Source organism: Spirosoma luteum DSM 19990, from assembly GCF_000374065.1.
In the GTDB taxonomy this organism is placed as follows: Bacteria; Bacteroidota; Bacteroidia; order Cytophagales; family Spirosomataceae; genus Spirosoma; species Spirosoma luteum.
In genome coordinates, this window is sequence record NZ_KB893311.1 from 24,508 (window position 1) to 49,977 (window position 25,470).

The following is a 25,470-nucleotide window of genomic DNA, read 5'->3' on the forward strand; positions in this document are numbered from 1 at the left end:
GGCTAACCTGCTGGTTGGCCTGTTACACATCTAACAGGCTTCAGTCAGGTACCGATCCAGTCGGATTAGAACTTGAAATTATAGGTTATCGATGGAATGACCGTAGCAAAAACAGAGTACCGAATGGCCTGTGTTAACCGGGGATTGTCGGAGTCAGACTGAAAAAACACTGAAAACGGGTTTTTACGGGCGTACACGTTGTAGACCGAGAACACCCAGTTGTCTTCTTTTCGTTTGCCGGGTCGCCGGCGGCCCTGCAGCGTAGCGGCCAGATCGAGCCGGTGATAGGGTGGGATGCGGTAGTTATTACGTCCGTTAACAACCGGACCAACGATGCCCTCATACTCGAACCGGTTGGTGGGAAATGTGCCGGGCGTACCCGATGCCAACGTAAACGTGCCCGAAAAATTCCACCGGCTGGCTATTCCGTCGCCACGGGTTGGCGGATCCAGCAACAGCACCGTCGTTAGCGTGTGTCGTTTGTCAAAGCGGGTCGGATACCAGTTGCCCCCATTAATACCCGCTACCTGGCGTTCCGTTTTAGCCAGTGTATAACTGACCCAGCCGTTTAAAACGCCCCTGTTCCGCTTTACATAGAATTCGGCTCCGTAGGCTCGCCCCTTGCCACTCAGCAGGTCACCTTCGAGGAATTTATTCAGAATCAGGTTGGCGCCGTCCACGTAGTCAATCTGGTTTTGAAGCCACTTATAATACACCTCCACCGACGTTTCAAACTCGCTGCCCACACCATTCATAGCTCCAAAATTTTTGAAAAATCCGCCCGCTACCTGATCACCAATCTGCGGTTTGATGTTGTTGGTCGATGGTGTCCATACGTCTAATGGTGTTGACGCGGTGGAGTTAGAGATCAGGTGGATGTACTGCGCCAGGCGGTTGTAGCTAAGTTTTAATGAACTATTATTACCCAGCTCATATTTAGCGGCCAACCGTGGTTCCCAGTTACCGTAGGTTTTAATATTGTCACCCCGTTTGTAACTGGTGATTGCTACAGGAAGCCGTGACCGATTGCCTGATACGTTCTCGCCAAAAGTATAGGCTTCGCCCGGCCCGATGTAGTTGAACAACGAATAGCGCAGCCCGTACTGTAGCTGCAGTTTGGGGGTAATTTGCTGCTCATTGCCCACGTACAGGGCATTTTCGAGGCCATATTTACTTTCGAGTCCGAACGTACTGACCGTTCCTGCGCTGGCAGCGGTGGCTGTGCCGGGCTGGAAGTCGTGCAGGATGCTCTGCCCGCCAAACGTAATGGTACTTTTGCCCAGAAACAGCGTAAAGTCAGGTTTGAAGCTGTAATCCACAATCCGGGAATTGGTCCGAAAGTAGTCCTGCTTTTCCTTACGCTTCAGGTCGGAGTCGAGCGAATAGTCGTAATTGCTGTAGTAGGCCGTCGTGTTCAGAAACAGCCGGTCGCTGAATACGTGGTTCCAGCGGGCCGACGCGATGGTGTTGCCCCAGTTGAAACCAAAGTCGGCGCCGAACACATCCCGACCAAAGTAGCCCGACAGAAACACGGTGTTCTTATCGTTGATCCGGTAGTTGGCTTTGGCCGTCAGGTCGTAAAAATAAAATTTAGAGCCTTTCAGATCATCATTCAGGAACGGCTGGACCAGCACATCGGCGTAAGACCGGCGCCCCGCAATAATGAATGACCCTTTACCGCTGAACAGGGGCCGTTCGTATGACAGCCGGCTGAATATCAGGCCAATTCCACCATTTAATTCCGGCTTTTTGGCGTTACCCTCTTTCAGTCGAACGTCTAGGATCGACGCAATTCGGCCACCGTAGTTGGCCGGAATACCGCCCTTGATCAGTTTGACATCTTTCACGGCATCGGGGTTAAAAACTGAGAAAAACCCGAACAGGTGCGATGAATTATAAACCGGGGCTTCGTCCAACAGGACCAGGTTCTGGTCAATGCTGCCACCCCGGACGTTAAAACCCGTGGCCCCCTCCCCCACCGTCGACACGCCCGGCAGCAGTTGAATACTACGTACCACATCGATTTCGCCGAGCAGGGCCGGAATCCGACGGAGCGTTTTGACGTCGATGCGGTTAACACTCATTTCAATGTTTTTCACATTGTCGTCTTCGCGCTTAGTCGAAACCACAACTTCCTGTAGTTGCTTTCCTTCCTCCCGGAGTTCAATATCGAGCCGCCTGTTCCCGGCCGCCAGTTCAACCTTCTTTGTTTGCATTTCATACCCAACATAGGAGATCACGAGGGTATAGGTGCCGGCGGTGACCGGAACGGCATAAAAACCATAGCTGTTGGTGACGGCCCCCGTACCCTTTTCTTTTACGTAAACTGTTACACCAATTAGTTTTTCTCCGTTGGCTGCGTCTATTACGTAACCGCTAACCGTGTTGTTGGCAGAGTTGGCAGGACGACTCATGGCATTTTGGCCAGTCTGCGCCCGTACGAGTGGGGTAATGGATAAAAGAAAGAACAGGCTAAAGGCCCAACGTAGTCGGTTGCGTTTCAATGGGTTGCCGATGGAGTCGAAACTCAAGCGGTGGCCGTAAACTGAATTCCCCAACACGTTCTTATTTTTCATATATTTCTATTTGCTTTTAAAATTCGATGTAATTGCCTAGCCGTTTTAAGAGCGTGTTTTGGAATTATGTTTTGTTTTAAGGCTGAATCCGCTGTAGCATGATTTGAATGTTAGCTAAATACAGCCAGCTTACCGAAGAAGATGCCGCACCGGCACGGTACGCCGCCGCGGGACCGTCCCTAACTGTGCGGGGAAAACTTAATTTTTTATATTCAGGAACTTGACTTATTTTGTAACTTAATGGTTACTAAACCCTTTGCAACGGTGAAAAAAGTTACAGTCAAAGAACCTATCACCCCTGAAGCCTTTAATCTATTGTTTGACCAGTACGTGCAGCAAATTAGCGAACACCATCAGTTGCCAAAATGCGTGCAAAGTGACCTCAAACGCTTGTCAAAACGCCCAAGCCCTAAGTTGCCAGCACCAAGAGTCGGAAAGGGGATAAAAACAAGATTGGCGTTTCAAGTTCTGCCCTTAAATTGACCGACTTGGGAGGCCAAGAAACCCCCAGCCATCAAGGCGCTTGGGGACAGTAATCAGCTTAAGTGTCTCCTGATAATAATCACCTGATCCAGCCAGCTCTTTCTTAAAATCGTCAATGCAAGTCTGAACCTCTTTTAGGAGAAGTTGTAGACGTTGAGACTCCATAACATCTAAGTTTTGTTAAAAAGTCCCGATCTGGCTTAGAGCCCCAGCGCTAGCCGCTTAGCGGGGCGGGACCGTTATTAAGATCGGGGCATCTCGCTCGGAGGCAGCTGGATTTAATTGGGCCGTTTTAGAACGGATAGGAGGGGGTTTTCTGGCTGAATTGGACAGAATTAAGGTGATTTAGGGGAAACAACCGGGTCGCCGACGGACCGCCGAAGCGGTGCGATTACTAGATTGCCGCAGTGGCGTACCACCTCATCCCGTTTTCACAGGATCGCCTGCCCAGCCCTTTTGTCCACTTTCATTTGACGACGTACAGCATATCTTCTTTATTTTAAGTCGATTGCTATCTTATAAGCAGACTTATAATTGTAGTGTAGCGAAGTGAAGACAAAGTATAAACAAATTTACAATTCAAGATTAACAAACTGATAAAATAATATTATATCGGTTTGATAAAAAATACGTTGATCTTATTTTTAAACAAGTGCTAATTAAAAATTAAACTTTTTAGGGCCGATTTTTTACACTTGCAATACTATAGGTCGTAGTTATTGCTCTTCTGACTGTTTGGTCTCAAAGATTTTGAGCGGCTTTGATGTATCAAGATGTGTGACTGAGAAAAGATTAACTGCAAAACCGTTCAGAAAAAGACCGTAATAGGTCTAAATGTTGAACGATTAAACTGAACGGGTTAATTGGACGCAAAAAGGCCTGTTTCGGCCACCTCCCTCCTGCCCGTCTATCTTTCAATTAAACGTCCGATTCCAATCATTCGATTTCAGGCTAAGACATTACCAGTTGGCCCGGCGCAGCTTGTCCGGCTGCACGACCTGAATACCGCCCAACGCCGTCGTTGTGATAAGCCCGTCCTGCCTGAACTCGCTCAGGGTGCGGATCAGCGATTCGGTAGCGGTGCCGGTCATGGCGGCCAGGTCATCGCGGGAGAGCTGAATGGCCCCGTCGGGCTGTTGTTCGTGCAGGCGTATCAGCCACCCGGCGCCGAAGGGAGTTGTAGGCCATGCTCAGTAACTGTGTTTCCCGTTCGCTCACCCGGCCCGCCAGTAGCTTGATAAACTGACCGCTCACCAGCGGGTTGGCCAGCAGCAGTTGCAAAAAATCGTCCTTGGGAATGTAGACCAGTTCGGCATCAGTCAGCGTCACCGCCGAGTCGGTGTAATCCGTATGTTCGAGTAGGGGCAGGTAGCCTAGAAAGTCGCCGGGGTTATACAGACCCGTGATCAGTTCTTTCCCATCGGCATTGGTCCGTACGGTTTTAACGGTGCCGGATTTAATAAAATACAGCCGCGTGGGTTCGTCTCCTTCCGAATACACAAACTGCTTTTTGCGCATCACATGAACCTTCCGGTCAGCCGACAGGCTTTGCAGGTTGCCGACCTGGCGGGCGTTGTCCAGAAACTGATTCAGTTCATCGGGTTGCAGGGGATGATTGGTCGTTGGGGGTTGTACGGCAGGGGTTATGGCCTGGAAACGCTTCAGTCTACCTTCGATGGCCATGAGCAGTTCCAACTCATCGAAGGGTTTGGTCAGGTAATCGTCTGCCCCTAAATTCATGCCAAAGCGAAAATCTGCCGCTTCTGCTTTGGCTGACAGGAATAGAAAAGGGGTATCTGCCAGTTCGGGATCATTTCCCAGAATATGGAGCACCCCGTATCCATCGAGTTCGGGCATCATGATGTCGCACAAAATAAGGTCGGGACGCGTTTGGCGGGCTATCGCTACGCCCTGTTTACCGTCGGCCGCCTGCACCACCTTATAGGGGGCGAGTTCAAGAATTTCCGCGATATTGCCCCGCATCTGCGCGTTGTCTTCGATGACTAAAATCGTTTTCATACGGGCGGGTGCAGCGGTAAGGGTGTTAAGGGGAGTTCAATGGTAAAGATGGTTCCGGTGTTTACCTGACTGGAAAAGGCAATTGTGCCTCCTTGGCAGGTCCACATACCGCTTAATGATGTAAAGACCGAATCCTGTTTCTTATATTACTTATATATGCACGTATTACTTATATATGCACGGCGTTGCGGGCATGAAAAACTGATAAGCAGAAGGCCTATATCCGTATCACGTATGCCAATGCTCTCGTTTTTAACCGCTATAATAAGGGTGCCGTCCCGAATGGTTGTTTTTAGATCGCTTTCTTTTTCTTCGGTCGAATACTGGCTGGCATTGACCAGTAGGTTAATGAGACTATTTTTGGGCATCTGCCCGTCAATGGCCATCGCCGATGAGCCTTTCAGATGGCCATTGACGGGCAGATGCCCAAGTTAAGTTTAATCACGGCCCGAAAGTCAGATATCCAGCGTAACAATACGGGTACCCAAAGCAGCTTGTGTATGGAAATCCAAAGGGCAGGTAGTGATGGCTATTATTTCAGTATAAGGACCTCCCCAATAATACCGTTACCCTGGTACTGCTGTGAAGGTGTTTACAAGTACCGGAGCAATTCCAGTCAGTCCATTGCATGAGCACCCGTAGCCATTTTACGGCAGGCATCAGCACACCGGCGGCAGGCTTCAGCACAGGCTTTGCAATGCTCATGATCGTGTTTTTCGCACTCAGCCGCGCATGTTTCACAAAGATGGGCACAGAGCTGACAGACGTCGGCCGCGTGTGGGCTGTTACTGGCCATAAACGATATGGCGGTGTAACAGATTTTAGCGCAGTCTCGGTCGAGCCGGATGCAGGTGACCATCATCTGTACATCCTGCTCACTCAGGCAGGCTTCGGCGCAGGCATCGCAGCTCACGGCGCAATCTTGGCAGGCTTCAATACAATCCTGATATTTCTGGGGGGTTAAGGTAGTTGCCATACGAAAAGAAAAAAGTTGGTTTATCGCTTACAGAACTTCGAAGGGACAGATTGGTTTAAGGGCGTGGCAAGGATAAGCCTTAATCGCTCTATTTCTACAAATTTTGTAAGGCCCTTGCCAAATTTTATAAGTGCTTTGTCCAGTTAAGGCACTGCTGTTGTGGTTATAAAACCCCGGCTTTATACCTGTTTGATTTGCTGATGGCTAGCCCTGGTATCGCTGCGGAACCATTTACTGGCTCTCCATGTGGATATAGGTAGAATGCAACCAGAGCTGAGGTAGTCCCTTTTCTATTCCAGCAAAGTGATGCCTGGCGGGTGTTGTTTGCTGACTACATTCGCCAGGTTCCGCCCTGTGCGATAGTGACATCCCTCTCTGAAATACAAAACAGAACTGTTGCACGGCCATACTTTCTGTTGATTCAACTGTGCCGATTTTGACCTTTTCCCCTCATAAACGTCGTCCGCTACCCTCAACACGGATGAACTTCCTATCGAAGAGCAGACTCAGCAGCAAACCAGCCAAATGCTGAATTGTAAAGCGTTGTGACCAACGCACACGTGTGGCTCCATCCCATTTGTTATGTTGAAGAACCCACCTTGCCAGGCGCGTGCCACTTTGCACTTACGTAATCCAATGGACTTTTAGAACAGAAGCAATGCAGAGAAAAAAGCCCCAAATCCAAAGATTTTACACAGATTCAGCGAAATCTTGATACGGATTACTGGTGACAACCCCCATTTCTAACGTCAAAATAGTAACTCCAATGAGAAGTTGTTATAAAACGAGAAACTTCCTTGTAACCCTAACGCATGAACATTAACTGTGGCCTCTGTACCGTACGCTCGTGGCAATATGGCGATGAAGACCAGTTACCCCGGCACGCCAACAATAAAACCATCTGGCTTAACCTACGGGACAGCTTCCCGAATCCATATACGCTAACCGATGCCCAGCGGTGGATACAATACGTCGTTGACCCTGAACTGGAAACCAATTTTGCTATTGACGTAGGCGGAGAGGCCGTAGGCAATATTGGACTACGAATTGGCGAGGACATTGACCGGTGTTCGGCAGAACTGTGGTACTGGATTGGGCAGGATTACTGGGGACGTGGCATCGTATCGGCAGCCCTGAAGGCGATGATTGACTATGGGTTTACGCAATTTAAGCTTGCCCGGCTGTACGCGCAGCCTATGGCTCATAATGCAGCCTCGATCAACGTGCTTGAAAAAGCCGGATTCCGTCGGGAGGGGCTGCTCCGCAGTAGTATCATCAAAAATAATGTGTTAATGGATACGGTCCTCTACGCCTATCTGTCGAGCGACTGGCTCGCCGACAGCAATGATTTTATCTGACAGAGCAATCTATTTTACTGCCATGCGCGTACCAACTGTGCGGCCAGCGCACCTAATTCACCACACATACTATGACGAAAACGCTACCGAACTTAAACGAATCCATTTATCCGACCGATAAGACATTGGTTGACCTGTTTGCAGAACAGGCCCGCCGAACGCCCAATCGGGTGGCCGTCGTGTGCGATGATAGCCAGCTAACGTATACAGAACTGGATCGTCATTCGAACCAATTAGCGCATTATCTTCGTAAACAGGGAGTTGGGAAAGAGACCTTCGTCCCCATTTGCTTAGAGCGTTCGGTAGCCATGATTGTTGGGCTGCTGGGGATTCTTAAAGCGGGCGGAGCCTACGTCCCCATCGACCCGGATTATCCCGCTGACCGGGTTGATTATATCCTCGCTGATTTGAACGCAACGGTCGTCATTACCGATGCTATTGCCCGCACCAAACTTGAACCGACAACCCCGGTAGGTGCCCCCGGACAATCGGCCAGGCGAACGCTTGTGTGCCTTGATCGGGATGCGCCGGTCATTCGCGATGAATCAATTGAAGCGGTATCAGGACCACCGGCATCCCATCAGTTAGCCTACGTTATCTATACCTCAGGCTCGACGGGTAGGCCAAAGGGGGTAATGATTGAACATACCAATGTGGTGAGTCTGATGAAGATGAACGCATTGCCGTTTGATTTCGGTGAGCAGGATGTCTGGACTATGTTTCACTCGTTCTGTTTCGATTTCTCAGTCTGGGAGATGTACGGCGCGTTGCTATTTGGGGGGAAGCTGATCGTTGTGCCTAAGCACGTCGCTAAAGATGCGCAACTGTACGGTGAGTTGCTGGCTACCCACCGCGTCACGGTACTCAACCAGACACCCTCCGCGTTTTACGTCCTACAGGAGCATATTGTGGCGCAGTCCGTTCCTTTATCGGTTCGCTATGTCATTTTTGGGGGTGAAGCCCTGCTTCCGGGTAAACTTCGCCCCTGGCAACGGGCGTTTCCTGCCTGCCAACTGATTAATATGTACGGCATTACCGAAACCACCGTACACGTAACTTGCCTGACTCTCCGGGAAGAACACCTTACCCAATCGAGTAGCCTGATTGGTCATTCCCTGCCGACCCTAACTACCCACGTACTGGACGATCAGCAACAACCGGTGGCCGTTGGCGAAACGGGTGAGCTGTATGTGGGTGGGGCGGGTTTGGCGAGGGGGTATCTAAACCAGCCGGAGTTGACCGCGCAACGCTTTATTCTAAACCCATTTGTTGACCAGACCAGCGAGAACCGCACCGGCAATGATGCAGCCGGGCTACGCGGGGTAATCCAGCGGCTTTACCGTAGTGGTGACCTGGTGCGGTTATTGCCGACTGGTGAACTGGAGTATCTGGGCCGTATCGATGCGCAGGTCAAGATTCGGGGCTTTCGCATTGAACTGGGCGAAATTGAGCAAACTCTTCAGCAACACCCCGGCGTAAAACAGGTAGTTGTTGTCGCCAAAACCTACGGTGATGCCGACGTTCGGCTGGTGGGGTATGTTGTCATGGACGGTCTGTTCGACAAATCGGCCCTCATCAATTTTCTAAAAAGCCGCCTGCCCGACTACATGGTACCTGCGGTATGGGTTTCCATTGATCAGGTTCCGTTAACTACTAACGGTAAGGCTGACCGGGGGGCTTTACCTGACCCTGAATCGTCAAGTCCACCGGCAAGCCCGTTTCTGGCACCGGGAAATTCCACCGAAGAAAAATTACTGGCCGTTTGGCGGGCCGTGCTGGTACTCAGCCGGATGGGTGTTACCGATAATTTTTTTGAGTCAGGCGGTAACTCACTGCTGGCGGCCCGCACCGTAGCAGCCCTGAAGCAAACCCACGGGTACGAAATACCCATTACCAAGCTCTATCAGTTTCCTACGGTACAATCCCTGGCCGGTTACGTTGACGGGCGAACACAGGGTTCATTCCTTCCCGGCCAGACAAACGCGGTACGACCTGAAACCGACGACGTAGCGATAATTAGCATGGCCGGCCACTTTCCGGGAGCCAGCACCATAGAAGCCTTGTGGGAGGTCTTGCGAACCGGACAGGAAACGATTCAATTTTTCACGCCCGACGAATTAGACTCTTCGTTGCCCGGAGAGTTAACCGGAGACGCGCAGTACGTGCGAGCCAGGGGAATTCTGGCTGGGGCCAGCCAGTTTGATGCGGGCTTTTTTGGCATAAGCCCCAAACTGGCTGAGGTCATGGACCCGCAACAGCGCGTTTTTCTGGAGATTGCCTGGGAAGCCCTCGAACAGGCGGGCTACCTGCCGCAGCAGTACGGGGGAAGCATAGGCGTATGGGCCGGTTGCGGAAACAACACCTACTACCTCAACAACGTACTGCCCAACCACGAAGTCGTTCGGCAGGTAGGTAGTTTTCAGGCCATGACGGTCAACGAAAAGGATTTTATTGCTTCCCGAACCGCCTACCAGCTTAATCTGGGTGGGCCAGCCGTTAGTGTTTATTCGGCTTGCTCCACCTCATTGCTGGCCATTGCGCAGGCGGTGGATAGCATTCGGCTGGGCCATTGTGCGTTGGCATTGGCGGGTGGAGCCAGCGTCACGGCTCCCATTTACAGTGGTCATTTGTACGAAGAAGGGGCCATGTTGAGTCGGGACGGCCACTGTCGGCCATTCGATGCCAACGCTACCGGGACGGTGTTCAGTGATGGCGCGGGTGTTGTGTTGCTAAAGGCCCGGTCAGCCGCCGAACGCGACGGCGACACCATTTACGCAGTCATCAAAGGGGCAGGCGTTAATAACGATGGGGGCGGCAAGGGTAGCTTTACGGCTCCCAACACCGAAGGACAGGCCAGGGCTATTCGGATGGCTCTGGCCGATGCCCGAATCGACCCGTCAACCATAAGCTACGTGGAAGCCCACGGTACGGCCACCCCGCTGGGCGACCCCATCGAAGTGGAGGGGCTGACGATGGCGTTCGGCGGTGTATCCCAAAAACAGTTTTGCGCCCTGGGTTCTATCAAAAGTAACCTGGGGCATCTCACAGCGGCAGCCGGTGTGGCGGGGCTGATTAAAACGACGCTGGCCCTGCACTACCGGCAACTGCCTGCGTCGCTTGGGTTCAGCACACCCAACCCAGAAATTGCCTTTACCGACAGCCCCTTTTATGTAAACGACACCCACCGCGATTGGGTCGCGACGGTGCCGGGGCCGAACGGAGAAGCCTACAACGGGCCGCGCCGAGCGGGTGTCAGTTCGTTTGGCGTTGGAGGCACGAATGTTCACGTCGTGCTGGAAGAGTACATTCCCGCCGAAACAGTTGAGACGGTAAGCCTGTCAGCCACCCGGCAGCCGGTTCACGTAGCGGTTTGGTCGGCGAAATCCAAACAAAGCCTGACTACCTACGCAGTTCATCTGGCCGGGCATCTTAGCCAGCATCCCGATCAGGCCCTGGCCGATGTTGCCTATACGCTTCAGATCCGCCAGCCCGCTTTTGCCCACCGTCGGTTTATTCTGGCGGGTAGTGAGGCAGAACTCACGCGGGCGTTACTGGCTCCAGCCACGCCACAAACGACTCATTCCCCTCCCGAAGATAGTACAGCATCACAAGCACCCGGCCCGTTAGTCGTTTTGTTTCCGGGTCAGGGAGCACAGTACGTCAATATGGGCCGGGAACTGTATGAGAACGAACTGGTGTACCGGCAAGCCGTTGATGCCTGTGCTGACGGACTGATGGCCCATCTTAACCTCGACATCCGGCAGGTTCTCTACGCCGATACCGTCGATGAGGACGCACCCCAGCGGTTGAAAAATACGCGTTATACGCAGCCCGCTCTGTTTGTGACTGAATATGCCCTGGTCCGGCTCTGGCAAAGCTGGGGCATCGAGCCAATGGTTTATTGCGGCCATAGCATTGGCGAGTTTGTGGCGGCCCATCTGGCCGGAGTCTTTACTTTACCCGACGTGCTGGCCATCATCGCAACCCGGGGCCGACTAATCGGCGACCTGGCAGGAGGAAGTATGCTATCGGTACGGCTCGATGCCGACGCGGTTTCGGCCATGCTCCCCCCCACGTTATCGCTGGCGGCTATCAACAGCCGTCACCTGTGCGTGGTGGCCGGACCCGATGACGCAATTGCCGCGTTTGCCCGGCAGTTGACGGAGGAAGGTACTGCCAACCGGCTCCTCGAAACCAGCCACGCGTTCCACTCGGCCATGCTGGACCCTATTGTGGGCGAATTTGAAACGGTAATGCGGGCCATTACGTTGCAGCGACCCCAAAAACCCATTGTATCAACGGTAAGCGGCACCTGGCTGACCGATGCCGACGCGACAAATCCCGGCTACTGGGCTACCCATATGCGGGCTACCGTTCGGTTTGCCGATGCGCTGGAAACTTTGTTTACTTTAGAAAATGCCATCCTGCTCGAAGCGGGGCCGGGTAGCGTTACCTCAACGCTGGCCCGCCAGCAGGCCATACCACGACCGATTGATGTGGTAACGAGCTTAGATATGGCTAAAGGTACCCGAAGCGAGCACGAATCCATCCTTAATGCGTTAGGGCAACTGTGGGTCAAAGGCGTTACCGTAAACTGGGCCGGTTTTCAGGCGGGCCAACCCCACCGAAAAGTTGCCTTGCCCACCTACGCCTTCGACCGGACTCGTTGCTGGGTAGACCCGCCCCGGCAGCAAGCTGAACTTCCGGCATCTGTTGCTCCACCATTAGCCGACTATTCGCTTTCAGTAGAAACACCCGTTATCATGCCGATTATGCGTAGAAATGAGTTGATAAACCTGGTTCGGCAACTGCTGAACGAAACATCGGGTATCCTTGTGGATGAGAAATCACTGCCGCTGAGTTTCATTGAACTGGGGCTTGATTCCCTGGCGCTAACTCAGTTTTCCTATACCGTTCGGAAGAAGTTTGACCTCCCGATTTCATTCCGGCAGTTGAACAGTACCTACAACTCCATCGAAGCCCTGGTTGATTTCATAGACCGGGAGTTACCCGCCGATGCCTTCCAACCCCAGGCCCCGACCAATCCACCCCTGCCCCCCGCGCTGTTACCCATCGCTCCCCAGCGTAATGCGTCTGACGACCCCAGACCGCTACCGGAACCGTTCGCTAGCAGGAGTAGCAACCCAGACCCGGTCGCGGACCTGTTCGAGCAACAACTACACATCATGGCTGAACAACTGGCTATTTTGCGGGGCCAGGCACCATCGCCCGTCCGCCAGCAACCCGTCGGGCGGGATAGCCCGGCCCCGGCCCTGCAACCAATGGAGCGAACTATCGACCCGGATCAACCGGTTGCCCCGATACCCGAAAAAGTAGTACCTCCTGTAGCCGGGATGCCCCCGGTCCGGCAGACTTTCGGGGCTGGTGCTCGTATTGAACGCCAGGCCACATCCCTCAGCGATGTGCAGCAAGCTTTTTTGGTAAAATTCACCCAACGCTATACCGATAAGACAGCCTCCAGCAAAGCCTACGCGCAGGAGAACCGGCGATGGATGGCTGATCCCCGCGCCGTAACGGGGTTCAAGCCGATGACGAAGGAATTAGTCTACCCAATTGTGGTAGAACGCTCGAAGGGAAGCCGGTTATGGGATATTGACGATAACGAATACATTGATGTGCTGAACGGGTTTGGTTCAACCTTGTTTGGCTACCAGCCTGACTTGCTCAAAACGGTTCTTCACGATCAAATTGAACAGGGGTATGAACTAGGGCCGCAGCATAGACTCGCCGGTGCGGTAGCCCGGATGGTTTGCGAATTCACAGGCTTCGACCGGGCCGCTTTGTGCAATACCGGGTCGGAGGCTGTGTTGGGTGCGCTGCGCATGACCCGGACCGTAACAGGACGGTCGCTGGTGGTTACCTTTGCTGGCTCCTATCACGGCATTTTCGATGAAGTAATCAGCCGGGGCAGCAGTAATCACCAATCGTACCCGGCCGCCCTGGGCATTCCATCCGAAGCGGTGCAGAACGTATTGATTCTGGAGTATGGCACCGACGAAAGCCTGCAAATCATCCGGGACAGAGCTAATGAACTGGCTGCTGTGCTGGTCGAACCCGTACAAAGTCGCCGACCCGAATTTCAGCCCATCGATTTTCTAAAGCAGGTACGGACTATTACCGAGGATTCGGGGACGGCTTTAATCTTCGACGAAGTGATAACGGGCTTTCGGATGCATCCGGGGGGGGCGCAGGCTCTGTTCGGTGTCAGGGCTGATTTGGCAACATATGGCAAAGTAATCGGGGGCGGCCTGCCGATTGGGGTAGTAGCGGGAAAATCCGCGTTCATGGATACCCTGGACGGAGGACACTGGCAATACGGGGATGACTCGTATCCCCAGGCCGACATCACGTTTTTTGCCGGTACGTTTGTCCGTCACCCGTTAGCTCTGGCAGCCGCCAACGCGTCGCTTCAGTATCTGCGGGAGCAAGGCCCTGCCCTTCAGGAGCGTTTGAATGCTAAAACTAAACAATTTGCCGACACGGTAAATATTGCCCTGGTCAACCAGCAACTACCCATCGTGATGGTTCATTTTGGGTCACTTTGGAAGCTAAAGTTTACCGAAGACATCCCCTACGGCGAACTTCTGTACACGCTGATGCGGGAGAAAGGTATTCACATTTGGGACGGTTTTCCCTGCTTTATGACCGAAGCTCATACCGACGACGACATTCAGCAGATTGTTGGTGCGTTCGTTAATAGTTTCCAGGAATTGGTCGAGTCTCAACTTCTACGACCGAGGGAACCACTGATCGCTGAGTTGACAACCGTCTATAACCATGCTGATAACCCACCGATGCCGGGAGCCAGATTGGGCCGGGATCGACAGGGTAATCCTGGCTGGTATGTAACAGACCCGGACCAGCCCGGAAAATACCAGCAACTTGAAATAAGGTGAAAAGAATATCTTTCCTGAAAAGACACCCCCGGCTTTCCCAGGAAAGCTATACAGCAGGAAAGAGATATAAGATGTACACCACCCCGAAAAAGTAAACGGTCGCACAGCGTTGTACCGGTTAAGCGGGACGTTTTTAACTGGAATGGTTGTGTTTCTATAAATTTTGTAAAGACTCCCCTTAATCCTGTAACGATTCTTAGTTGGAAAGCCTGTAAGTTTGTACTGGTAAAATAGCATTCAATGAAAACCCCGTTTCATACCCGCCTGATTTGCTGCTGGCTGGCCCTTGTGGTCTTGCTTAGTAGCACGGGATTTGGTATGATTGATCATTGGTGTCAGATGCGGGGTCATTCCAAAGCCCTTTTGCTGACCGAAAAGGGTTGCGTTGTCAATCCCTGTCAGACGGACGAGCCGACAGCACCCGTAACAGGTGGACCGCTGGTCAAAAAAATGCCCTGCTGCAAAACAACGGTATCCTTCGAGCACCTCGACGTAAGCCGTTTGGTAGCGGATCACCCTAGCCTGGCTACGCCCCAGCCCGCTGATTTTATTCTCAATCCCCAATTCCGACTGTTACTGGCGGAACTTATGCCGACCGATTCCCAACCGTCGGTGCCTTCCATTGCCAACGACCCGATTTACCGAACCGGGCGTTTTCGGCTTACAGTCGGCTGTAGCTGGCTGATTTAAACCCCATTTCCAGATTCGTCACTCGCTGACGGATGCTTTCAGGCATCCCGGTTGGCGGGCATTCTGCGTTTTGTTCACTGCATCGTGGACTTTTGTTATCCGTTTCGGCCCATGTGCGCGTTACGGTAGCCTACTGAAAATCATCATTCTAAATTAACGCGTTTATTTCTATGAATAAGTCCCTTCTGCCGGTGGCCTTATCGCCCCTGCTCGCTTTATCCGGTTGCATGAATATGGACCACTCTCAGTCCATGCAACCGGAGCTGAACATCAACTATCCGGCGGCTTACGTCGTCAATGCCGAAGGCAATAGTCTGTCAGTTATTGACCTTGCCAGCCAGCAGGTGAAAGAAACTATCTCATTCGGCGATGCGTCGATGAGCCATTCTGGTACGATGCCCATGACAGATATGGTTATGTGGCCGCACCACATCTACCTGTCGCCCGATGGCAGCAAACTGGGTGTGGGGGTCCCCGGCATGGACCTTAGCGCGGGACATACCGGCGGCATGAGCGGAATGACGGGACGGGTGCTGGTCGTGAATCCAAAAACAGGTGCCACAACGACCAATCAGCAAACGCCCGTGATGAACCACAACGCCGTATTCTCGCCCGATGGGACCGAAATATGGACTTCGCAGATGGAGGAAACGGGTAAAGTACTGGTGTACAATGCCGCTACCATGGCCCTTAAAAACACGATTACGGTAGGTATGGAGCCTGCCGAAGTGACGATGTCGGCTAATGGATTATATGCTTTTGTGGCTAACGGCATGAGTAACTCCGTCACGGTGATCAACGTGACTGATAAAACGGTCGTGAAGACGATTTCCGTGGTAGAAGACCCGGTGGGTGCGTGGCCTGGCGCAGATGGTAACATGTATGTCGACAACGAAAAAGGTCAGAGTATCAGCGTGATTAACGTAGCCAAACTCTCTGTTGTGGAAACCGTTAAACTAGGCTTCACGCCGGGCTATGCGGCCTATCACCCCACCCGCAACGAACTCTGGGTAAGCCAGGCCGGAACAGGCACCAAAGTAACCATCTTCGAACGCATGAACGGGGGCTGGATGAACATGGGTGAGGTACCGACTGGGCTGGATGCTCATGCTATTGTCTTCACCAAAGACGGCAGCACCGCTTATGTTACCAATCAGGGCGCAGCTACCGTTTCCGTAATCGACATAGCCAAACGGACCAAAGTCAAAGACATTTCGGTGGGTAAAAAGCCAAATGGCATCGTCCTGAAATACTAAGAAACCGCTATGAATTATTCATCCCCCACCCGCATTGCCTTTGTGCTGATTGGTTTATTGGCATTGATGCAACCCATTCGGGCGCAGTTGACTATGCCCGAAGTTTCTCCCTCGACGACCGTCAAACAGAAAATCGGTTTTACCGACCTGACGATTACCTACGCTCGACCGGCAACGAAAGGCAGGGCTATTTTTGGGAGTCTGGTTCCCTACGGCCAGTTGTGGCGTACGGGTGCGGGCGATGCAACAATCCTGACCCTCTCCGATCCGATGGTGATAGCCGGTAAACCCTTACCCGCCGGTCGTTATTCGCTCTTCACTATACCGGAGCGGACGGAGTGGACGGTGATTATAAATTCATACACGGAGGGTCATGGAACGGCAGGCTACGAAGCTAAAAACGATGTGTTGCGGTTCACCGTTAAACCGGATTCGTCAGTGCGGTTCTACGAGTCATTCACCATCGACCTACAGGATTTAGTCAAAAATGGGGCAAACCTGTACCTGACCTGGGCCAACACGTCGGTGCATTTTTCGCTGGTGAGCAACGCCGATGAGCGGATTACGGCGGAGATTATGAAGCGGGTTACCTCGGCCACCGACGGGGAAGCAGGCGTGTTTTACCAGTCAGCCCTGTACTATTTCGATACGGGTAAAGACACCAAACAGGCGTTGGTTTGGGCTACTAAAGCGGCTACGGGTAAACCGGCGTTCAACTATCTTCATTTACAGGCCAAACTCCTCGCCAAAACGGGCTACTATAAAGCGGCCATCGCTGCCGCCCGAAAGTCGTCGGAGTTGGCTGTCGAGAAAAAAAATGCCGAAATCGTGACGCTTAATAGTCAACTCATTGCCGAGTGGGAAAAGAAGTTGTAGGCCATGAAAACAACCGCTGACACTTACAAACCGGCTTTGCGCTGGAACGGCCTGACCCGGTTTTACGACCGGATAATGGCCCTGACCATGCAGGAAGACCATTTCCGAACGCTGCTTCTCGACCCGATTCGGGCATTGACCCCGCGTTACGTGCTGGATGTGGGCTGTGGGACGGGAACGCAGGCAATGTGGCTGCGCCAGATGTTTCCCAAAGCCAGTGTCTTTGGTCTTGATGGCGACGAAATGGTCTTAGCGATAGCCCGGCAAAAAAATACGGTGGCGGGCTGGCCAATAGTGCTGGAGCAAGGTATGTCAACGGCACTGCCCTACCCGGATCAAACGATGGACATTGTTACCTGTAGTCTCCTGCTCCATCATCTGTCGGATGCGGACAAAGTGCAATCACTCCGGGAGATGTGGCGGGTATTGATTCCTGGTGGTTCCCTCGCTTTAGCTGATTGGGGCAATCCGGCCAATGATGCTATGCGGTTGCTATTCTACGGTCTGCAACTCTTTGATGGATTCGATACGACAAAAGCCAATGTTCAGGGCCTGATTCCGAATATGATCTACGACAACGGATTTCGACAAATGGATGAGACGGGCCGGGTGAATACACTGTTCGGTACGCTTCGTTTATACCATGCGGTTAAACCAGTTTAATTTTTAAACAACTACTACGATGAAAACCAAAACGCTGTTTTTTGCCCTGTTCGCCCTGCTGCTGGGCGCGCCTTCGTTGTTGCTGGCCCAATCGGCCAACTACAAAAACCCGATGTCCATCAATGCCACCGGACAGATTAAAGATGGTTTCGGCGCCACGGTCGGCACGGTCTCGAAAGATAAGATGATTCTGGATGCGAAGGGCCAGAAAATCGCCTTTGTGGATGGACAGGGCAACCTCGTGGACGCCAAAACGGGCAAAAAGATGGGCCGCGTCGGCAAGAACAACGACACCTACATGGATGCCAATGGCGACCTGATGTTCACCATCAAAGACAATCCGGATGAGACTTGTGACATCTTCGATGCGAAGGGCCACAAAATCGGCAATGTACATGATAGCTATAAAGGAACGGCCTGTGCACTTCATTGCTTCCAGGCGAAGCATACCCACATGAAATAAACCCGATCATCCCGGCTCCATGAACCGTTCCTGGCACCTTCGTATTCGTAAAACCCACCGGTATCTGGGGTTGTTTATCGGTATCCAGTTTCTACTTTGGACGCTGGGTGGATTATATTTTAGCTGGTCCAGCCTTGACGATATTCACGGCGATCACCTCAGGCATCGGGCGGCTTATGTCCCTATCAACAAGGCGCTGGTGTCGCCCACAGTTCCAATGCAGGAGCTTGGGCAACAAGCCGGTGTTGATTCGATAGCTGGGGTTTACCTGATTGACGTGCTGGGGAAGCCGGTTTATCAATTAGCTTATCAACACATTGGTGCGGATGGACACGCCATGCAGCATACCCGACTAGCCGATGCCCAGACGGGGAAACTGCGGCCTGAGCTAACCAAAGCAGAAGCCGTGTTACTGGCCCGGCAGCATTTTACCGGCTCATCGGCCGTTGATCAGGTGGAATACCTGACCAGTACGAACGGGCACCATGAGTACAGGGGAAAGCCTCTGCCTGCCTACGCAGTGACGTTTCAGCAGCCTGCGCATGCTACCATTTATGTGGCGTCCCATGTAGGGACCGTACAATCTGTGCGCACCGACCCCTGGCGTGTTTTTGACTTCCTGTGGATGCTCCACACGATGGACTATGAAGGCCGCGACGATATGAACAACAGTCTGCTTCGGACCTTTTCGGTGTTGGGGCTCCTGACTATTTCGTCGGGTTTTGCCCTGTATTTTGTTTCGTCGCCCTGGTTCCGGCGTAAACCAAAGCGGGTATCAATCGTATCCACTATGGAGTAGAGGTTCTGTAATTGACAGCCAGTAGAGTAGCGATTATTTCTGAATCTACTCAATTAAACGCAGGTTACCACTATGCTTGCCATAGCCAAAAGTGGCCAGCCATAATTCTGACCACGAAGACGACGGCATGAGGCTAAAATTTTAGGTAACACAAACGCTTTTAAAAGCAAAACCTTTTAGAAATGTTTTTATTTAATTAATCACAAAAAAACTAACAGTATGAACCATCCTGATCAACACGAATCGCACAAGCCGGTATATACCAATTTTATGCTCATGCTGGCCGGTTCCGCATTATCAATGTACATTACGATGTACTTTAATACGTACGAATTAAGTCACGTTTATTTCAGCTGGACACGCATGTATATGACGCTGATAGGTGTTTCTGGCATGGCTATCGTAATGTTCATATTTATGCGCCACATGTACACGGATAAGGCGAAAAATGCCATGATAATAGCCGGAAGTCTTCTCGTAATGGCATTGGGTACCATCCTGGTAAGGAGTCAAATACCCATAGACGATGTCAAATGGATGAAGGCTATGATTCCGCATCATTCCATTGCTATTTTGACCAGTAGCCGGGCTGATATACAAGACCCTGAGGTGAGAAAATTAGCCGATGATATTATCAAAGCACAGGAGAGAGAAATTGGGGAGATGAAAGCGATGATAAAACGACTAGAAAATAACTAATACGGGCTCAACCCGTAATCAAAGCAGTATTACCTGCATACGTTGTAAAGCTAACAAAAATATGCTTTGCTGATGCCCGAAAAATGACTCCTATGAACTTACGTTCAAAAGGAGAATTTAAGCGTAAGTTCATTTCTATCGCTGAGTTAAAAAGTATACGGAGCGGTAAGGGAAAATGCCAGCGTCTGATAGTCAACCACATCGGAATTACCGGAATGAAAAATAATCGCGGGCTAGAAATTATAGGCTGATCAGGCTCAAAAAAAGATAGCTAAAAACATCGTTAATGTGCTTGTAAAAGTCAATCCTTGTACTTGTATATTAGCCATATGACACTAAATATCAGACTATTAATCCGGCGTATTATGAGTAGCAGGAAGCGTTCGTTTACCGTAGTGTGTATTTGTTAAAAGGCAATATCGATATGCATTTCTGAGTATTTTTTTCGATTAAACTGTGTTTAAAACATTCAACAATCAATTCATGACATTTACACAAATGAACAAATTTTTTTTCATGTTCCTATTTATGGGTTTGCCATTTATGGCGCTGGCTCAACACGAAAACCACAGTGTTAAAACAGACACCGCTAAAGTCAAGCCGAAGAGTCCACGACTTACGGCAATGGCTATGGTGGGTACTAATCATGTGCATATCGATTATGGTTCACCAAGTGTAAGAGGGCGTACTATCTGGAATGGCCTAGTCACCTACAATCAGGTGTGGGCTACGGGAGCACATAAAGCCACCTGGATAGAATTTGGCCAGGACGTAATTATTCAAGGCGAGGTTATTCCAAAAGGCAAGTATGGTTTCTTTACAATTCCTGCTGATAAAGAATGGACCTTGATTATCAGTAAAGATTGGGATATGCACCTAGCCGACGATTATAACGAACAAAACGATGTAGTCAGACTAAAAACTGTACCCAACAAGAATGCAACTTTGTTGGAGTCATTGACCTATCAAGTTAAGGAAACCGGTAATAACAAAGGCAAGATAAGTCTGAGTTGGGAAAACCTGACTGTTTCTTTTGATTTCAAAAACAAATAGACACAATAACTAAATTTCATTTCCCCGAATTTGCATGATTCATGGCTTAATGGATCTCATTTCAGGGAGTCTAATTTTACTTTTTTGGCTTTTAGGTAGTCTCTATTGCAGTTACCCTAAGTACATAAACTCTAATGTAAGTTTTACCAATTAATTTTAATAAATCTATGAAAACCATTCGTTTCACACTAGCCCTACTGGCTTTCACTACGCTATCGGCTATCTCCTACGCCCAAACGCTAGCTCCGGCCCTGACGGCCTATTACGGCGTAAAAGATGCCTTAGTCGCTACCGATGCGGCCAAAGCCAAAACAGAGGCTACCACGCTGGCATCGGCCTTAGCTAAAGTTGATGCGGAAAAACTGTCCACCACTGATAAGAAGGCACTTACTACGGCCAAAACCAACGCTATGGCGATTAGCAAAACGACCGATGTGGACATGCAGCGCAAGCAGTTTGACGATTTGTCCACCAGTATGATTACGCTGGTGAAAGCCACCAAACCCGCCAAAACTTACGTGCAGTACTGCCCGATGGTGGATGCCTCCTGGCTGAGCAATACCAAAGAGGTGCGTAACCCCTACTACGGCGATAAAATGCTCAAGTGTGGCTCGGTCAAAGAAGAATTATAAAGTCATCCACCCCGCTAGGTGTTGAGGAACGCACAACGGGGTCAGAAGCGGATAATGGCATCCCAGGAACTCTATATCAAAAACATGGTCTGTAGCCGCTGCATCTTCGTGGTGCGGGCTGAACTGGAACGGCTGGGCTATGCCGTCGCGGATGTCGAGTTAGGACGGGCTACGATTGATAGCCCACCTGCTGACCTGACGAGCATTGGTACGGCCCTGGAACAGCATGGCTTTGCGCTGCTGACCGATAAAACATCGCGGGTGGTCAATCAGGTGAAGACACTCATTATCGACCTGATTCAGAGCGGACAGATTGCCGGGCTGAAGATTACCCTGTCGGACTATTTGGCGAGTCAGGTTGGACTGGACTATGCACACCTGAGTCACCTGTTTTCGACGACAGAAAACCTGACCATCGAGAAGTTCTGGATTATGCAACGGGTGGAACGGGCCAAAGAATTGCTCAGCTACGACGAAGTATCCATCAGCGACATTGCCCGGCAACTGGGCTACAGCAGCGTTGCCTACCTGACTAATCAATTCAAGAACATCACCGGGATGACCCCGGCCACCTATCGGGGCCAGCAGATCACGGACCGTAACCCGTTAGACTGGATTTGAACGCAAACCATACAAACGCATGATAAATAGCCTGTCAACAATTATCTTAATGCTATTCGGCCTCACTACGACGTTTGCCCAGCATCAGCCCGGCGGGGGTGATCATAAGCACGCATCTACGCACGGAGGAACTGTCAAATCGGCGGACAATTATCACCTGGAACTGGTGCAGAAAGCCGAAGCGCTTACCGTGTATCTGCTCGATGCTAAGCAGAAAACGCTGCCAACCAGCGGGGCAACCGCAACGGCTCTGTTGCAAACCGCCGACGGGAAAGTGACGACGGTCAAGCTTATGCCGATGGGCGGTAACCAGTTCGTCGCTACGCTGGATAAAGCCAGGTCCTTTCGTAAAGTGGTGGTGACCGTGGCCGTTGGCGGCAAGTCTGCGTCGGCTTCCTTCGATCTAACGGCCGACGCTCATGCTGCGCACACGAACTAATCGGTACTGCCTTCTGGGCGGCAAATGGGGTCTGCCTACGGCGGCTCGCTTACCCGTTTATCGAATGAAACGATTGATCTGGTTTTTAGTAAGTTGGGTAGTAACCGGAAACACCCTGGCTCAGTCAACGCTGTCTGAAGCCGATGTTGTCAGTCTGGTGCTGGCTAATAGTCCGGCGATTCGGGCGGCTGATTTAAGCATTCTGCAGAGTGGGCAACTCCTCAAAGGGGCCTACTCGATCCCGAACCTCGATGTTTTTACCGACAGCCCAACCGGTAATTTCTATACCATTGGCGTGAATCAATCCTTTCAGTTGCCAACCGTATACAAGCGGCAATACCAGCTTCAAAGCCAGCAGGTTGGTCTGGCGCAGCTGGAGAAGCGAATCACCGAAAATGACATTCGGTTTCGGGTCCGTACCCTGTACGTAGCCCTGCAATACGGCGAGGCCCTCCGGCAGCAGTACCAGTTGCAGGACAGCATCTATAACCAGCTTCGGCTGATTGCCGGGCGGCAGTTTACGGCCGGTCAGATCGACTACCTCAGCAAAGCCTATACCGAATCGCAGGCGGGCGAGGTACGGAATCAACTCGGTCAGGCGCAGGCGGAGGTACTGACCATTACCCGGCAGTTGCAACGGCTTGCTGGTCGCCCGGACCCGATTCCGGTGGCTGGACTCGCCCGCACCCAACCGATAGCTGCGCTGACCAATCCTGATTCTACTGTGCTGGGCCTAAACCCGTCGCTGGCGTTTCTACGACAAACGGAAGTCATCAGCCAGGGGCAAATCGGGCTGGAACGTGCCCGGTCGCTGCCCGGTGTTGTGGTGGGCTACTACAACCAGGGCAGTATGGAAACACCGACGCACCTCCGGTTCCGGTTCGGGCTGACATTGCCTGTCTGGTTTGGTCAATACCGCAGCCGCACGGTAGCTGCTCAGACAGGGCTGCAACTGGCTCGCCAACGGACCACGGCGCAGGTGCAGACACTGTCGGTGGATTTACAACAGGCCCAGGGCGATTTTGACAAGTTCCGGGCTTCACTCGATTACTACGAAATAACGGGCCTTCGGCAATCGGACGAGTTGATTAACACCGCCCGGCGCTTGTTTCAGAGTGGGCAGAATGATTACGTGAGTTACCTCCGAACCATCAACGATGCCTATGCTATCCGGCTACGCTACCTGGAAGCCTTGCGAAATTACAACCAGTCGGTACTGACCATCAATTATTTAACGGGAAACTTATGAATAAGCGAACGCAACTCATGGCCCTGGTAGCCGCGTTTTTCGGGCTAATCGGCTTTCAAACAGCTACCGCCCACGGGGGGGAGGATCACGGCGCGGCCACGGCTCCCACGGGCCAGGCCATGACCTACTTCACCAGTCAGGCCATTTCGGACAAATACGAAGTAGTGCTGCACTACGAACCACTGGAAGTAGGCGAAGCGGGCAAGCTACGGCTCTACATCAACGAGTTCGACACCAACCGACCCGTCGATGGCGCAACGCTGCAAATCAGCAGCCCCGATGATGAGAAACTGACCATCGCCGTCAAACCCATCGGCAAGGGTATTTATGAACTGACCGGGACGTTTCCAGCCAAAAAAGCCTACAGCCTGACCATCAGTCTGAATGCCAAACCGGGAGCAGACCTGCTGTTACTGGCGGGTATCGAGGTGGGGAAAGACCTGCCGGTGGCCACGACTGCCGAGCCGACAACTGCTCACACCCATTGGTACGACAACACCTTTGTCCTGCTCGGCGGTGGTCTGCTGTTGGGTATGGGGCTGATGTTCTTCCTGATGCGGCTGCGCAACCGGCGGGTGGCCGTCAGCATCGCCGTCTTGCTGGGTATTTTGCCCACGGCCAACTGGCAGCGGGCCAATGCGCACGGGGGCGAAGATCACGGCGGGGGTACGGCCGGGGGGGGAGCGACATCGAGTACGTTCGCGATTCCGAAAGAGACGCAGTTTCTCTTTAACATCCTGACTCAGCGGCTCCAGGCCGGGGAACAGGCGCAGACGACCACCGTAGCCGGTACCGTGCAGCCTTCTTCGACCGGCCAGGCAGTGGTGCAATCCCCGCAGGTGGGGCGGCTGACGTCATTGCAGGTACGGGTGGGGCAAACAGTGAGCAAGGGGCAAACCCTGGCCGTAGTGGAGCAGACCATTGATGCCCCAACGCAGATCAACCTAGAATCTGAACGCAATACCCTGACGGCCGAACTTCAGGTCGCCCGTAAAGAGTACGACCGGCTTAAAACCATTGAGGATATTGTAGCCAAACGCGACCTGACCGAAGCCGAAGCCCGGTTGACCCGCGCCCAGGCAAACCTGAAAGTCTTCAGCGGCATCACCCGCTCCGGGGGCAGTAATGCCCGCAGTATCTCGTTGAAGGCTCCCGTAGGCGGTATAGTCGGCCCGTTCACGGCCGCTATTGGCTCCACTGTCAACGTGGGTGAGACGCTGTTTACGGTCACTAATCTGGGCAAGGTGTACATCGAAGCGCAGGTTTTTGACAAGGATTTGGCGGTACTCCGGTCGGCTAAGTCATTCGGGGTCGCAGGGGTGAATGATACCGGAAAATCGGGTGTGGCGCGATTGCTGTCGCAGGCGCAGACCATCAATGCCTCCAACCAGTCGCAGCGGCTGCTCTTCGAGATGGATAACGCGGGCGGTGCCTTTAAAATCGGCGAGTTCGTCAATATCCGGGTGCAGTCGGCCAGGGGAACACGGGGTCTTTCGGTTCCCAATTCGGCCATCAGCGAGATGAATGGCAAGGCCGTCGTCTTCATCAAGGATGCGCCCGAAGTAGTCAGTCTGGCCTACGTCACTACGGGAGCCGACAACGGCCAGTTTACCCAAATCCTGACCGGCGTAGAAGCCGACGAACGGGTGATCGTAACCGGCACCTACCAGGCCAAAATGATTTATTTAAACCAGTAGTTTT

20 protein-coding genes are annotated in these 25,470 nt (G+C 52.1%); 16 read left to right on the top strand and 4 right to left on the bottom strand.

All coding sequences use genetic code 11. The features are described from left to right. Window positions 1-65: 65 nt before the first annotated feature. Window positions 66-2,576 (bottom strand): TonB-dependent receptor, encoded by a 2,511-nt coding sequence (locus B156_RS0126005; RefSeq protein ID WP_018622739.1) that lies wholly within the window; start codon window positions 2,574-2,576, stop codon window positions 66-68. A 264-nt stretch (window positions 2,577-2,840) separates the two neighbouring features. Here B156_RS0126005 and B156_RS0126010 point away from each other — a divergent pair, with 264 nt between their 5' ends. After that, complete coding sequence (locus B156_RS0126010; protein ID WP_157627191.1) at window positions 2,841-3,059, top strand: hypothetical protein; 219 nt, start codon at window positions 2,841-2,843, stop codon at window positions 3,057-3,059. A gap of 959 nt (window positions 3,060-4,018) precedes the next feature. On the opposite strand, the gene B156_RS32505 is transcribed toward B156_RS0126010, so the two are convergent. From B156_RS32505 to B156_RS31145, 3 genes are all read right to left on the bottom strand, one after another. Further along, window positions 4,019-4,216 carry a helix-turn-helix domain-containing protein gene (locus tag B156_RS32505; RefSeq protein ID WP_342664455.1) on the bottom strand — a complete coding sequence of 66 codons (198 nt, stop codon included), beginning with the start codon at window positions 4,214-4,216 and terminating at the stop codon, window positions 4,019-4,021. Beyond that, window positions 4,161-5,078, bottom strand: a complete 918-nt coding sequence (locus B156_RS29960) for a response regulator (protein WP_018622743.1) — start codon at window positions 5,076-5,078, stop codon at window positions 4,161-4,163. The genes B156_RS32505 and B156_RS29960 overlap by 56 nt, the downstream gene beginning before the upstream one ends. A 616-nt stretch (window positions 5,079-5,694) precedes the next feature. After that, complete coding sequence (locus tag B156_RS31145) at window positions 5,695-6,054, bottom strand: four-helix bundle copper-binding protein (protein WP_084757895.1); 360 nt, start codon at window positions 6,052-6,054, stop codon at window positions 5,695-5,697. Between the two features lie 812 nt (window positions 6,055-6,866). Here B156_RS31145 and B156_RS0126035 point away from each other — a divergent pair. The 15 genes from B156_RS0126035 (at window position 6,867) to B156_RS0126110 (ending at window position 25,466) form a co-directional block, all read left to right on the top strand. Continuing rightward, window positions 6,867-7,412: a GNAT family N-acetyltransferase gene (locus B156_RS0126035; RefSeq protein ID WP_018622746.1), complete on the top strand. Its 546-nt coding sequence runs from the start codon at window positions 6,867-6,869 to the stop codon at window positions 7,410-7,412. A 71-nt stretch (window positions 7,413-7,483) separates the two neighbouring features. Beyond that, complete coding sequence (locus B156_RS0126040; protein WP_018622747.1) at window positions 7,484-14,329, top strand: hybrid non-ribosomal peptide synthetase/type I polyketide synthase; 6,846 nt, start codon at window positions 7,484-7,486, stop codon at window positions 14,327-14,329. A 240-nt stretch (window positions 14,330-14,569) separates the two neighbouring features. Continuing rightward, window positions 14,570-15,019 carry a hypothetical protein gene (locus B156_RS0126045; RefSeq protein ID WP_018622748.1) on the top strand — a complete coding sequence of 150 codons (450 nt, stop codon included), beginning with the start codon at window positions 14,570-14,572 and terminating at the stop codon, window positions 15,017-15,019. A 170-nt stretch (window positions 15,020-15,189) separates the two neighbouring features. Beyond that, entirely contained in the window at window positions 15,190-16,275 is a 1,086-nt protein-coding gene (locus B156_RS0126050) for a YncE family protein (RefSeq protein WP_018622749.1), read from the top strand. Between the two features lie 9 nt (window positions 16,276-16,284). Further along, window positions 16,285-17,151 carry a DUF2911 domain-containing protein gene (locus B156_RS0126055; protein ID WP_018622750.1) on the top strand — a complete coding sequence of 289 codons (867 nt, stop codon included), beginning with the start codon at window positions 16,285-16,287 and terminating at the stop codon, window positions 17,149-17,151. Between the two features lie 3 nt (window positions 17,152-17,154). After that, window positions 17,155-17,814 (top strand): class I SAM-dependent methyltransferase, encoded by a 660-nt coding sequence (locus B156_RS0126060; RefSeq protein ID WP_018622751.1) that lies wholly within the window; start codon window positions 17,155-17,157, stop codon window positions 17,812-17,814. Window positions 17,815-17,833: 19 nt separating this feature from the next. Then, window positions 17,834-18,277: a 5-fold beta-flower protein gene (locus tag B156_RS0126065; RefSeq protein ID WP_018622752.1), complete on the top strand. Its 444-nt coding sequence runs from the start codon at window positions 17,834-17,836 to the stop codon at window positions 18,275-18,277. A gap of 19 nt (window positions 18,278-18,296) precedes the next feature. Beyond that, window positions 18,297-19,076 carry a hypothetical protein gene (locus B156_RS0126070; RefSeq protein ID WP_018622753.1) on the top strand — a complete coding sequence of 260 codons (780 nt, stop codon included), beginning with the start codon at window positions 18,297-18,299 and terminating at the stop codon, window positions 19,074-19,076. Window positions 19,077-19,295: 219 nt separating this feature from the next. After that, window positions 19,296-19,775 (top strand): DUF305 domain-containing protein, encoded by a 480-nt coding sequence (locus B156_RS0126075; protein WP_018622754.1) that lies wholly within the window; start codon window positions 19,296-19,298, stop codon window positions 19,773-19,775. Between the two features lie 483 nt (window positions 19,776-20,258). Beyond that, window positions 20,259-20,828 carry a DUF2911 domain-containing protein gene (locus B156_RS0126085; RefSeq protein ID WP_026261076.1) on the top strand — a complete coding sequence of 190 codons (570 nt, stop codon included), beginning with the start codon at window positions 20,259-20,261 and terminating at the stop codon, window positions 20,826-20,828. 167 nt (window positions 20,829-20,995) lie between these two features. Then, window positions 20,996-21,460, top strand: a complete 465-nt coding sequence (locus tag B156_RS0126090) for a DUF3347 domain-containing protein (protein WP_018622757.1) — start codon at window positions 20,996-20,998, stop codon at window positions 21,458-21,460. Between the two features lie 54 nt (window positions 21,461-21,514). Further along, window positions 21,515-22,081, top strand: coding sequence for a helix-turn-helix domain-containing protein (locus B156_RS0126095; RefSeq protein ID WP_018622758.1), 567 nt, complete (start codon window positions 21,515-21,517; stop codon window positions 22,079-22,081). Window positions 22,082-22,100: 19 nt separating this feature from the next. Then, window positions 22,101-22,520 (top strand): hypothetical protein, encoded by a 420-nt coding sequence (locus B156_RS30615; RefSeq protein WP_018622759.1) that lies wholly within the window; start codon window positions 22,101-22,103, stop codon window positions 22,518-22,520. Then, entirely contained in the window at window positions 22,501-23,769 is a 1,269-nt protein-coding gene (locus tag B156_RS0126105) for a TolC family protein (RefSeq protein WP_018622760.1), read from the top strand. Before B156_RS30615 ends, B156_RS0126105 begins: the two co-directional genes overlap by 20 nt. Continuing rightward, on the top strand, window positions 23,766-25,466 hold the full coding sequence (locus tag B156_RS0126110) for an efflux RND transporter periplasmic adaptor subunit (RefSeq protein ID WP_018622761.1): 1,701 nt from the start codon (window positions 23,766-23,768) through the stop codon (window positions 25,464-25,466). Before B156_RS0126105 ends, B156_RS0126110 begins: the two co-directional genes overlap by 4 nt. Window positions 25,467-25,470: the final 4 nt, after the last annotated feature.